Raw genomic sequence first — 12,372 nt, 5'->3', positions numbered from 1 at the left:
CGCATGAAACTGTATAACCTTAAAGATCACAACGAGCAGGTCAGCTTCTCGCAAGCGATCAAGCAGGGCCTGGGTAAGCAGCAGGGGCTTTTTTTCCCGCTGGAGTTGCCCGAATTTAACGTTACAGAGATAGACCAACTGCTGGATCTGGACTTTGTGACGCGCAGCAGCCGTATTTTGTCTGCATTTATTGGCAGCGAAATTGCCCCTGAGGTGTTAACCAAACGCGTCCAGGCCGCTTTTGAGTTTCCGGCACCGATAGCGCAAGTTGAGAATGATATCGCCACACTGGAGCTGTTCCACGGCCCGACTTTGGCGTTTAAAGATTTCGGCGCTCGTTTTATGGCGCAAATGCTGGCTGAAGTCGCTGGTGACCAGCCGGTGACCATCTTAACGGCGACCTCCGGTGATACTGGTGCGGCGGTGGCCCATGCTTTCTACGGCTTGAAAAATGTGCGTGTGGTTATCCTCTATCCACGCGGAAAAATCAGCCCACTGCAAGAGAAATTGTTCTGTACGCTGGGGGGCAACATCCACACCGTGGCGATTGATGGCGATTTTGATGCCTGCCAGGCGCTGGTCAAGCAAGCCTTTGATGATGAAGAATTAAAGCAGGAACTGAGTCTTAACTCGGCGAACTCAATCAATATCAGCCGCTTACTGGCGCAGATTTGCTACTACTTTGAAGCAGTGGCCCAACTGCCACAAGAAGCGCGTAATCAACTGGTTATCTCTGTGCCAAGCGGCAACTTTGGTGATTTGACCGCAGGTTTGCTGGCTAAATCCTTAGGTTTACCGGTGAAGCGCTTTATCGCGGCAACCAATGCCAATGACACCGTGCCGCGTTTCTTGGTCAACGGCCAGTGGCAGCCAAAATCCACGGTTGCGACCTTATCGAATGCCATGGATGTCAGCCAGCCGAATAACTGGCCGCGTGTAGAGGAGCTATATCGCCGTAAGGTCTGGCAGTTGAAGGATTTGGGCCACGGTGCAGTGAGTGATGAGGTGACAAAAGAGACCCTGCGCGAGCTGGCGAAGCTGGGTTACATTTCAGAGCCTCACGCCGCTATTGCTTACCGTGTATTGCGTGATCAGTTGCAAGATGGTGAGTTCGGGCTGTTCATTGGTACGGCACACCCGGCGAAATTCAAAGAGAGCGTGGAAGCCATTTTGGGCCAAGAGCTACCCTTGCCAAAACCACTGGCGATACGGGCGCAATTACCATTGCTATCCCATGATTTACCAGCAGATTTTGCGACAATGCGGGCGTTTTTAATGGCCTTGCCAAAGTAATCTGTTGTTAGCATCAAGGTGAAAGGGCCAGTTCAGTTTTCTAATGGCCCTTTCAATTTCAGTGCTGTTCAGCCCGCTTAAATACCAGTTCGTTTTTCGCCGACAGCCCGGCATCAAACTCATAACCTTCCAGATTAAAATCAACCAGTTGTTCAGGTTTGGTTAATCTGTTCTGGATAATAAAACGGCTCATCAAGCCACGGGCTTTCTTGGCGTAGAAACTGATGATTTTGTATTTACCGTTTTTCTCATCTAAAAATACCGGCTTAATCAGTGAACCGGCTATTTTGGCCGTTTTCACGGCCTTAAAATACTCATCAGAAGCCAGATTAATCAGCACGTTATCTCCTTGCTGCGCCAGCGCCTGATTCAGTTTTTCGGTTATCTGATCACCCCAAAATGTATAGAGATCTTTGCCCTGTAGATTCGCCAACTTAATGCCCATTTCCAGCCGGTAGGGCTGCATCAAATCCAACGGGCGTAGCACGCCGTATAGGCCCGAGAGCATGCGTAGATGCTGTTGGGCGAAATCAAAATCGGCATCGCTAAAAGTCTGTGCCTGCATCCCAGTGTAGACATCACCTTTGAAGGCCAAAATGGCCTGACGGGCATTTTCTGGCGTGAAATCAGGTTGCCATTCGCTAAAGCGAGCCGCATTTAAGCCCGCCAGTTTGTCGCTAATCCCCATCAGGCTGCTGATTTGAGCTGGCGTCAACTCGCGGCAGATTTCGATAAGCGCTTGTGATTTATCCAACATTTCAGGTTGAGTGAACTTGTTGGTCGCTAATGGACTTTGATAATCAAGGGTTTTGGCTGGGGAGATAATAATAAGCATCACGGCATCCTGTTAATCCAGATAGCACACTGTAGCAAAAAGCGCGCGTCAGCAAAAAGAAGATTGGGCGATTGCTAAGATAGGTAGGCTGCTTTCTTTATCGGGGGTATAGTTTCCAAAGGATATATAGCTTAGCTAAATCGTCTCAGCCCCACAATAATGGACAAATTTGCTATTAATCAGATGATTTCCAGCTGTTTTGAAAGGCGTAAACGGTTGCGAAGCGGAGAGCGCAAGGTTGCGCTTTTTTTAATCAGTTTAACTGCCTTGCACCGAGGCTTACGCATGTTATTATCAGAACAAGGCAGGGCTGCGAAATGCCAAAAGTTCATGCACAAACGACGAGAAACGACAACATGACCGATAAACTTACTTCCCTACGTCAAATCACCACTGTAGTCGCAGATACTGGGGATATCGCGGCAATGAAGCTGTATCAGCCGCAAGATGCAACCACCAACCCATCCCTTATTCTGAATGCCGCTCAAATTCCTGAATATCGCAAACTGATCGATGAAGCCATTGCTTGGGCGCGTGAACAAAGTAGCGATCATGCTCAGCAGATTGTCGATGCAACGGACAAACTGGCCGTCAATATTGGTTTGGAAATTCTGAAACTGATCCCTGGGCGTATTTCTACCGAAGTTGATGCGCGTCTCTCCTATGACACTGTTGCTAGCGTGGCAAAAGCTAAACGCCTGATCAAATTGTATAACGAAGCGGGCATCAGCAATGACCGCATCCTGATCAAGCTGGCCTCTACCTGGCAGGGTATCCGTGCCGCAGAACAGCTGGAAAAAGAGGGTATCAACTGCAACCTGACCCTGCTGTTCTCCTTTGCTCAGGCACGTGCTTGTGCTGAAGCGGGTGTGTTCCTGATCTCTCCGTTTGTTGGTCGTATTCTTGACTGGTACAAAGCCAATGGCGACAAAAAAGAGTTCGCACCAAACGAAGATCCAGGTGTGGTTTCAGTGACTGAGATCTACCAGTATTACAAAAAACATGGTTATAAGACTGTAGTGATGGGCGCAAGCTTCCGTAATCTGGGTGAAATCATTGAATTGGCCGGTTGTGACCGCTTGACTATCGCCCCATCGCTGCTGAAAGAGCTGGCAGAAAGCGAAGGTCCAGTCGAGCGTAAACTCTCTTACACCGGTGAAGTTCAGCCGAAACCTACACCGCTGACTGAAGCTGAATTCTACTGGCAGCACAATCAGGACCCAATGGCGATTGATAAACTGGCTGACGGTATTCGTAAGTTTGCTATCGATCAGGGCAAACTTGAGAAAATGATCTCAGACCTGCTGTAATCTGAGCAGATCACGCGAGATTTGACGAAAAGGTGGCGTAAGCCGCCTTTTTTGTTTTTCTACTGCCTCTGCACTGGAGAGGTTTACTGCCCGGGCCGCCACTGCAATCACTTTGGGTATGTTATCATTTGATCAGATAAAGGCATTTCGTTGAGGTAATCGCATGAATACATTACGTATAGGTTTAGTCTCTGTCTCTGATCGGGCGTCGAGCGGGGTTTATCAGGATAAAGGCATTCCGGCGCTGGAAGAGTGGCTGGCAAGTGCGTTAACCACCCCCTTTGAAATAGAAACGCGCCTTATTCCTGATGAGCAAACACTGATTGAACAAACATTGTGTGAGTTGGTCGATGAAATGGGCTGCCATTTGGTGTTGACCACCGGTGGAACTGGCCCGGCAAGGCGCGATGTTACCCCTGATGCCACTCTGGCTATCGCCGATCGGCAGATGCCAGGTTTTGGCGAGCAAATGCGTCAAATCAGCCTCCATTTTGTTCCTACCGCTATTTTATCCCGTCAGGTAGGGGTTATCCGCAAGCAAGCACTGATCATCAACTTACCGGGGCAGCCTAAATCGATTAAAGAGACGCTGGAAGGGGTGAAAGATGCGCAATCTAACGTTATGGTCGCCGGTATTTTTGCCAGCGTACCTTATTGCATTCAATTACTGGACGGGCCTTATATCGAAACGAACAGCGCAGTAGTAGCAGCTTTTCGTCCTAAGAGTGCCATAATTGAAATAAAAAGCTAAATTGAAAGTTTCTACAGCATTAGATGTCATTATACGAGTGTGGGGAATTTTGTACGGTATAGTCATGTTTACTTTACAAAAAGATGAAAATATTTTTCTTCCCCAACTCTGGTTTACTACGGTGTCATATGTCTCAAGAACACAACTCATCTCAAAGCGACTTTTCCCAACATGATGCTGGCCCGCAGCAGCATCATAATCGTCGATTAAATAAGCAAGATTATAAAACGCTGACACTGGCTGCATTAGGCGGGGCGTTAGAATTTTATGATTTTATTATTTTTGTCTTTTTTGCCGCGGTAATTGGTGACCTCTTCTTCCCGACGGATATGCCTGAATGGCTGCGTCAGGTGCAGACATTCGGTATTTTTGCCGCCGGTTATCTGGCTCGTCCGCTGGGCGGCATCATCATGGCGCATTTTGGCGACTTGGTTGGCCGTAAGAAGATGTTTACCCTCAGTATTCTATTGATGGCACTGCCAACGCTGGCGATCGGTATGCTGCCGACTTACGCCTCTATCGGCATCGCGGCACCACTGCTACTGCTCCTTATGCGCGTGTTGCAAGGTGCGGCGATTGGTGGTGAAGTCCCCGGGGCATGGGTCTTTGTGGCTGAACATGTGCCACGCCGACGTATTGGGATTGCCTGTGGCACCTTAACTGCTGGTTTAACGGCGGGGATTTTGCTGGGGTCGCTGGTTGCAACGGCAATGAATACCTCGTTGAGTCATCAGGCTATTCTGGATGGCGGCTGGCGTGTGCCGTTCTTCCTGGGTGGGATTTTTGGTCTGTTCGCCATGTATCTGCGCCGCTGGTTACAAGAGACACCTATCTTTAAAGAGATGCAGGCACGTAAAGCCTTGGCTGAAGAGTTGCCACTGAAATCTGTGGTGGTCAATTACAAAAAAGAGGTGGTCGTTTCGATGCTGCTCACCTGGCTACTTTCTGCCGGTATTGTGGTGGTTATCCTGATGACGCCAACTTATTTACAGAAACAGTTTGGTGTATTACCCGCGCTGGCACTGCAGGCGAACAGTTTAGCAATTGTTGCGCTAGTTTGTGGCTGCGTGATTGCAGGCCTGGCTATTGATCGTTTCGGTGCCAGTAAAACCTTTATTGTCGGCAGCTTGATGTTAGCGCTATCGACATGGTCGTTCTACCACACCAATTTGACTGATCCGACTCAACTGTTTACCCATTATATGATGGCGGGTTTCTGTGTCGGAATTGTTGGGGCGGTACCCTATGTGATGGTGCGCGCTTTCCCGGCAGAGGTTCGCTTCACTGGTATTTCATTCTCTTATAATGTGGCTTACGCCATATTTGGCGGCCTGACACCTATTTTAGTGACCCTATTAATGAAGGTAACCCCTATGGCGCCAGCATATTATATGCTGCTGCTCTCGCTGGTAGGCTTGTTGTTAGGAGTTTATCTACGTAATGATATTAACAGTGAAGTGAAAATCAATATGGCCAAGAAGGTGATGAGCTGACCCACTCCTCATCAATTAAAGCCAACTCAGTTTGAAGAATAGCCCATAATGCGTGATAAATTTATGGGCTATTTTTTCAGCTAAGTCAGTTAGAATTCTGATTTAAAGTTAAACCCGACCTTTTGTTTGACGCGAGCTGAGGGTTGGGAAATGACTTCAGAAAATAGTGTGCTGGCCCCGCGCTGCTGTAAATATCGCGCTAATTCGTTTACGGCGGCGGTTCCCGCCCCTCTTACGGTTCCTTCACTATGTGGTGTTAACACATACTCCGGTTGTGTTGCAGAGGCAACCAGTTCGACTTGTTTTCTATCATTGAAACAATCGGCCAGAACAATGGCGATAATCTCTCCCCGATATTTGACGACAACATAAATTTCACCAGGACGCTTAATGATCAATCTGCGGTGAATAATCCCAGTGACAATATGTCCGGCATGAAGGGTCTTGCTTAATGCTACAGTTGCATCGGAATCAGCATCGAGATCAACAACATGAGTACCTTGATATCGTTGGCCCCATTGTTCAATAGTTTTGGTAAGTTCATCCCGCAAAGCTCGATTATTTTCAATTTCAGCATCGGATAATTTCTCTGCTTCTTCAGCTGTGGGGGTAGTTATTATTTCTATTTCAAAATTTGACTCAGGTTGTGCGACTAACTCACCATGTTGAATAACCATAGGCGTTGTTGGTTTGTATACATATGTTTCTAGCAGCAACTCATAAACACCCAGAGGTAGCTGTTCTACATGGACTGGCATATCATCGGTTGAGTAATAGAAGCCAAAGGCCAAATAACTTAATTGAGCATAATCAAATGCAGTCTTTATATCACTAAGGGCATTCCCGGTACTTCTATCTGCGAGTTTGTCTCTTATCGCTTTACTGAATCGTTGTTCTATTTCTGCATCTTCTACTACCGCACCTGTACTCCCTGTTTTTATAATTGAGTTTATGATTTTGCTAAAATACTCGGAATTCCAGGTTCGTAGATCGTTGCCAAATAACAGAGTAAAATCAGTCATGATCTCTAGCGTCCAATCAATACAAGGGGGCCTTATTTGGCGGGATGAACGTGGGTTCATTAGTAAATAGATCGAAGTCATACAGGTTTTTGCTGCAGCGGGTAGACTCAATGATTGATGATGATTTGTGCTATCGATGTAACTTAGCATCATATAATTTTCAGTGGGTCCATTATCACCTCTCTCTTTTGATATTTCTTTTGTTGATAAATTTTTCTTGAGTGGTCGACTATCTCCGGCAATATGCAATGTTTTCTCTTTTGTATTACTACGAAAATACTCTTCGGAACTGAAGATGATTTGATCAAGTTGTTGACATGAACCTTGAGTAATATAGTTATAGATATTGAGGAATGGAGTGAATGAACATATTATTTTACTTGTTTCAGATAAATCCCTTTTTTCCCAATGTTGCTCACCAGTGTCGGCAGTCAGTATAGATCTATCTAATATCAACGGGCTGTTACTATTATAGTTATAATTCTCGATAATTATTCTTGGCTCTATACCAGCAGGTTCTTGCCACTTAAATGAGATAATAGGTGATATATAAACCAACTGCTCTTTTAATGTCTTAATATATTGAAATTGTACTATGCCATTACTTGGTTGTATAATAAAAGCAAGTTCATCCGAATATTCTTGATATTCAAAAATAAATTCATTAAGCATATAAAGATCAGAAAAAACAATACCTTTTTCAGTTACGTTAATGTTTGGCCCATTGATTAAGTTAATACTATAGCCATCACCCTGCATTAGAGTCTTATTTTTAAAAACGAGTAGAATTTGCTTGTTAATTAATCGTTTGTCATACCAGTGCTGACCGAATGATTCAGGTATTTTTATTTCGTATGCATCTAATATAAGACAATTTTGATTACAGTTGAGTTTTTCATTTTTTAATACTTTCATACTGCTTATCTGATTATCCATCCCTATTGCACTTAATTCCTTAGCGCTAATGCTTTCTGTTACTGAAAAAAAAATGGGGTTGAAGTTATCATTTTTATATATTTTAGCCATCATTCCTGATGGGATCTTTATTGATCTTATACTATCATTATCAATAAAAGGTGAAGGGTAGGCTGAATGGAATGATTTTTTATACTCAAGATATAAATCTATTTCTTGACCAGAGTGTAAACAAGTGCTCTCACCTTGATAGTCGTCTTCCATATAGAAACAGACGCTATCATTATTTGAGTAGCCCGGTTTTGATAGTGCCAATATAATGCTAACTAACCATTTAGTTGCTGTTTTCATAAGTATCCCCTTAACTTCGTTAATTAGAGTTGACTTATTATTATCTAGGCTTGGGGATTATATGATATGTCGAGAAATTCACCTTATCTATTTTTCAATCATTCTTAGTGATAATATTATGCTGTCTCTTTTGTGGTGGTATATATTAAAAAAATAGTTCTATTAAATAATATATAATTATAGCGTTAAGAGGGGATTTAATGATGAGCAGTAAAACACACTGAATATTAGATACTCTCTAACATTCAGTGTTACTAAATATAAATTTTAGTTTATGCGGAAATTAAGCCACAGGTTGCAGCTGTAAACTTTGGCTTGGTTCGCCAATTGGCAGCACAGTACGACCATATTGTTCGTTCAGCACTTCAGCCATGGCCAGATAAATTGCACTGGCACCGCAAATAATCCCTTCGAAGCCAGCAAAGACCAGCAATGAATGGTTACCGGTGAAATTGCCCACGGCCAGTAGCGCAAATAGCAGTGTCAGACTGCCGAAAACAAACTGCAAGGCGCGGTTAGCAGGTAAGGTGCCGAAGAACATAAATAGTGTAAAGATGCCCCACAGACCTAAATAAACGCCGAGGAATTGTGCATCAGTTGCCTCCGCCAGACCCATTTTAGGCAACATCAGTAAGCCAACCAGACTCAGCCAGAATGCGCCATATGAGGTAAAGGCGGTTGCGGCAAAGGTATTCCCCTTTTTGTACTCCAACAAACCGGCCAAAATTTGTGCCAGACCGCCGTAAAAAATCCCCATACTCAGAATGACAGAGGTCAGGGGAAAGAAGCCTGCGTTGTGCAGGTTAAGCAAGACGGTAGTCATCCCAAAGCCCATTAGGCCTAATGGGCCAGGATTCGCCAACTTGGTGGTGTTCATAAGTCCTCTGCAAATTTGGTATAATTATTTAAATAAATATAAAGCGCCTGAATGACCAAAAAGTGGCCTATTCCGTCAGTGCGCGCGGCATCATAATGATCCGCGCGGTAGGAAACAATGATCTCGAGGGTGATAAAAAGTAATTTTTTTTCATCTCCCCCCTTGATGCTGCGTTTCCTGGCCCCATCTTATTCCCAACCGCAGGAGCTAATCGTGGATCAGCGGAGACATGCATCAACAGAACGTTGGGCGTGAAAACATTGATTAAGAAAATACGGGCAGTTGAAAATAAGCAATCCGCCCACATATAGATTAGTAACTTGACCGAATATGACTTTTTAGTGGAGGCGTTTTAGATGGGTAAAATTATTGGTATCGACTTGGGTACTACCAACTCTTGTGTAGCTATTATGGATGGTACAAAAGCGCGTGTGCTGGAGAACAGCGAAGGCGACCGTACTACACCTTCTATCATCGCTTATACCCAAGATGGTGAAATTCTGGTTGGTCAACCTGCTAAACGTCAGGCTATCACTAACCCACAAAATACACTGTTTGCTATCAAACGTTTGATTGGCCGTCGTTTCCAGGATGAAGAAGCACAGCGCGATAAAGATATCATGCCGTACAAAATCGTGGCAGCTGACAATGGTGATGCCTGGATTGAAGTTAAAGGCCAGAAAGTTGCACCACCGCAGATCTCTGCTGAAGTGCTGAAAAAAATGAAGAAAACAGCTGAAGATTTTCTGGGCGAACCAGTCACTGAAGCTGTTATCACTGTACCGGCGTACTTCAACGATGCTCAGCGTCAGGCAACGAAAGATGCGGGCCGTATCGCAGGTCTGGAAGTAAAACGTATCATCAACGAACCGACTGCTGCGGCTCTGGCCTACGGTCTGGACAAAGAGATGGGTAACCGCACTATCGCGGTTTATGACCTCGGTGGTGGTACTTTCGATATCTCTATTATCGAAATCGATGACGTTGATGGCGAAAAAACCTTCGAAGTTCTGGCAACCAACGGTGATACCCATTTGGGGGGTGAAGACTTCGATAGCCGCTTGATCAACTATTTGGTTGATGAATTCAAGAAAGACCAAGGTATGGATCTGCGTACTGATCCACTGGCAATGCAGCGCCTGAAAGAAGCCGCTGAAAAAGCAAAAATTGAGCTATCTTCAGCTCAACAGACCGACGTCAACCTGCCGTACATCACGGCTGATGGTAGCGGTCCAAAACATATGAACATCAAAGTGACCCGCGCTAAATTGGAGTCACTGGTAGAAGATCTGGTCAACCGTTCTATTGAACCACTGAAAGTGGCTCTGCAGGATGCTGGCTTGTCTGTTTCCGATATTCAGGATGTTATCCTGGTGGGTGGTCAGACTCGTATGCCAATGGTTCAGAAGAAAGTAGCTGATTTCTTCGGTAAAGAACCACGTAAAGACGTGAACCCAGATGAAGCTGTAGCGATTGGTGCGGCAGTGCAGGGTGGTGTTCTGTCTGGTGAAGTGAAAGACGTTCTGTTGTTGGACGTGACTCCACTGTCACTGGGTATTGAAACTATGGGTGGTGTCATGACACCGCTTATTACCAAAAACACCACCATCCCAACTAAGCACAGCCAGGTGTTCTCTACTGCAGAAGATAACCAGTCTGCGGTAACCATCCATGTGCTACAGGGTGAACGTAAACGTGCTCAGGATAACAAATCTCTGGGTCAGTTCAATCTGGATGGTATTCAGGCGGCACCGCGTGGTATGGCGCAAATCGAAGTGACCTTCGATATCGACGCCGATGGTATTTTACATGTGTCTGCGAAAGACAAAAATACCGGTCGCGAGCAGAAGATCACCATCAAAGCATCTTCTGGTCTGAATGAGGAAGAGATCCAGAAAATGGTACGGGATGCGGAAGCTAACGCCGAAGCTGACCGTAAGTTTGAAGAGCTGGTACAGACCCGCAACCAGGCTGACCATCTGATTCACGGTACACGTAAACAGTTGGAAGAAGCCGGTGATAAACTGCCAGCAGAAGACAAAACAACCATTGAAGATGCTTTGAAAGCGCTGGAAGCGGCTCTGAAAAGTGAAGACAAAGCTGAAATTGAAGCAAAAACTCAGGCTCTGGTGCAGGTTTCTGGCAAATTGCTGGAGATGGCTCAGCAGCAACAAGCTGCCGCAGGCGGTGATGCTGGCGGCGATACCAGTGCCAAGAAAGAAGACGACGTTGTAGACGCCGAATTCGAAGAAGTGAAAGACAAAAAATAATCGCCCTTAAGCGGGCACAGCAGTGGTAGGCCTTACTGTTGCTGGAAACCAGCACGGGCGTCGAGGAAACTCTACGCCCGTGCACGCATGTTAAGGGTAGGAAAATAAGAGAATGGCGAAGAGAGATTATTACGAGGTTCTGGGTGTTCAAAAGAACGCCGATGAACGTGAAATCAAAAAGGCCTATAAACGCCTGGCAGTAAAGTATCATCCGGACCGTAATCAGGACGAGAACGATACCGGCGAAAACTTTAAGGAAGTTAAAGAAGCCTACGAAATTTTGACCGACCCACAAAAACGCGCAGCATATGATCAGTATGGTCATGCCGCTTTCGAACAAGGTGGCATGGGCGGCGGCGGTTTCGGTGGTGGTGGCGGTGCTGATTTTAGCGATATCTTTGGTGATGTTTTCGGCGATATATTTGGTGGTGGGCGGCGTCAGCGTGCATCCCGTGGTTCGGATCTGCGCTACAACATGGATCTGACACTGGAAGAAGCGGTACGCGGTGTAACTAAAGAGATCCGCATCCCAACGCTAAATGAGTGTGACGTTTGCCATGGTAGCGGTGCTAAACCGGGAAGCTCTCCGGTCACCTGTTCGACTTGCCGTGGTGCGGGTCAGGTGCATATGCGCCAAGGGTTCTTTACCGTACAGCAGGCATGTCCTACTTGTCATGGTAATGGCCAAATCATTAAAGATCCGTGCAACAAGTGTCATGGGCATGGTCGCGTTGAGAAATCAAAAACGCTGTCGGTCAAGATCCCGGCTGGTGTTGATACCGGTGACCGCATTCGCTTAACGGGCGAAGGTGAAGCGGGTGAGCACGGTGCACCAGCAGGCGATTTATATGTTCAGGTGCAGGTCAAAGCGCACCCAATCTTCGAGCGCGAAGGCAACAATCTGTATTGTGAAGTGCCAATTAACTTTGCAATGGCAGCCTTGGGTGGCGAGATTGAAGTTCCAACGCTAGATGGTCGCGTTAAGCTGAAAGTGCCTGCGGAAACCCAGACTGGCAAGCTGTTCCGTATGCGTGGCAAAGGTGTTAAATCCGTTCGTGGCGGGAGTCAAGGTGATTTGTTATGCCGCGTCGTGGTTGAAACACCAGTCCATCTGAGCGAAAAGCAGAAACAGCTACTGCGCGAACTGGAGGAGAGTTTTGTCGGCGCTGCGGGTGAGAAAAATAGCCCCCGCTCTAAAAGCTTCCTCGATGGCGTGAAAAAATTCTTTGATGATTTAACCCGTTAATAAATAGCT

9 protein-coding genes are annotated in these 12,372 nt (G+C 46.0%); 6 read left to right on the top strand and 3 right to left on the bottom strand.

From position 1 onward, the window contains the following. The first annotated feature begins 3 nt into the window (after positions 1 to 3). A complete protein-coding gene (gene thrC, locus FFE93_RS17990; protein WP_005270659.1) occupies positions 4 to 1,293 on the top strand; it encodes a threonine synthase in 1,290 nt (429 codons plus the stop codon). Between the two features lie 58 nt (positions 1,294 to 1,351). On the opposite strand, the gene yaaA is transcribed toward thrC, so the two are convergent. Next, positions 1,352 to 2,128 (bottom strand): peroxide stress protein YaaA, encoded by a 777-nt coding sequence (gene yaaA, locus FFE93_RS17985; RefSeq protein ID WP_049599846.1) that lies wholly within the window; start codon positions 2,126 to 2,128, stop codon positions 1,352 to 1,354. 356 nt (positions 2,129 to 2,484) lie between these two features. Here yaaA and tal point away from each other — a divergent pair, with 356 nt between their 5' ends. From tal to FFE93_RS17965, 3 genes are all read left to right on the top strand, one after another. Then, positions 2,485 to 3,438 (top strand): transaldolase, encoded by a 954-nt coding sequence (tal, locus tag FFE93_RS17975; protein WP_005270650.1) that lies wholly within the window; start codon positions 2,485 to 2,487, stop codon positions 3,436 to 3,438. A gap of 163 nt (positions 3,439 to 3,601) precedes the next feature. Further along, entirely contained in the window at positions 3,602 to 4,189 is a 588-nt protein-coding gene (mog, locus tag FFE93_RS17970) for a molybdopterin adenylyltransferase (protein WP_005270648.1), read from the top strand. Between the two features lie 128 nt (positions 4,190 to 4,317). Next, the gene (locus FFE93_RS17965; protein ID WP_005270647.1) at positions 4,318 to 5,682 is read left to right on the top strand and encodes an MFS transporter; all 1,365 of its coding nucleotides are present in this window, start codon (positions 4,318 to 4,320) and stop codon (positions 5,680 to 5,682) included. A gap of 89 nt (positions 5,683 to 5,771) precedes the next feature. On the opposite strand, the gene FFE93_RS17960 is transcribed toward FFE93_RS17965, so the two are convergent. Beyond that, the gene (locus FFE93_RS17960; RefSeq protein ID WP_261369026.1) at positions 5,772 to 7,970 is read right to left on the bottom strand and encodes a GNAT family N-acetyltransferase; all 2,199 of its coding nucleotides are present in this window, start codon (positions 7,968 to 7,970) and stop codon (positions 5,772 to 5,774) included. A gap of 283 nt (positions 7,971 to 8,253) precedes the next feature. After that, complete coding sequence (gene satP, locus FFE93_RS17955; RefSeq protein ID WP_005270641.1) at positions 8,254 to 8,847, bottom strand: acetate uptake transporter; 594 nt, start codon at positions 8,845 to 8,847, stop codon at positions 8,254 to 8,256. 356 nt (positions 8,848 to 9,203) lie between these two features. On the opposite strand from satP, the gene dnaK reads away from it, so the two are divergent. After that, on the top strand, positions 9,204 to 11,117 hold the full coding sequence (gene dnaK / locus FFE93_RS17950; RefSeq protein ID WP_005270636.1) for a molecular chaperone DnaK: 1,914 nt from the start codon (positions 9,204 to 9,206) through the stop codon (positions 11,115 to 11,117). Between the two features lie 112 nt (positions 11,118 to 11,229). Then, positions 11,230 to 12,363 carry a molecular chaperone DnaJ gene (gene dnaJ / locus FFE93_RS17945; protein WP_004875371.1) on the top strand — a complete coding sequence of 378 codons (1,134 nt, stop codon included), beginning with the start codon at positions 11,230 to 11,232 and terminating at the stop codon, positions 12,361 to 12,363. Positions 12,364 to 12,372 lie beyond the last annotated feature (9 nt).

The sequence above is a fragment of the Yersinia sp. KBS0713 genome (assembly GCF_005937895.2).
Lineage (GTDB): Bacteria > Pseudomonadota > Gammaproteobacteria > Enterobacterales > Enterobacteriaceae > Yersinia > Yersinia bercovieri.
Note: the sequence above shows the minus strand (reverse complement) of the source record. Positions and strands in the feature narration are given on the sequence as shown.